This window comes from Mycobacterium simiae (genome assembly GCF_008370645.1).
GTDB classification, from domain to species: Bacteria; Actinomycetota; Actinomycetes; order Mycobacteriales; family Mycobacteriaceae; genus Mycobacterium; species Mycobacterium simiae_A.
Genome location: NZ_VTZN01000694.1, coordinates 1 through 212 on the forward strand (window position 1 = coordinate 1; position 212 = coordinate 212).

Here is a 212-nt window from a genome sequence, read left to right on the forward strand (position 1 = left end):
TCTGGATCGGCGGTGATCGAGACGGCATCAGCGTGATCGACGGCTCCCTGCTGACCCCGGATGCCCACGCGCTAGACAAGCGGTTGACCGCGCTGGCGGACACTGTCTGTGCGCATGATCCACGCACCCGCGAGCAGCGCCGCGCCGATGCGCTGGGAGCCTTGGCGGCTGGGACCGATCGGTTGGGGTGTCGCTGCGGGCGCACCGACTGC

The 212-nt window shown here is 69.8% G+C and carries 1 protein-coding gene; it reads left to right on the top strand.

All coding sequences use genetic code 11. The features are described from left to right. The coding region (locus tag F0Q45_RS27395; protein WP_149656750.1) for a DUF222 domain-containing protein at positions 1-212 on the top strand (212 nt) is incomplete at both ends.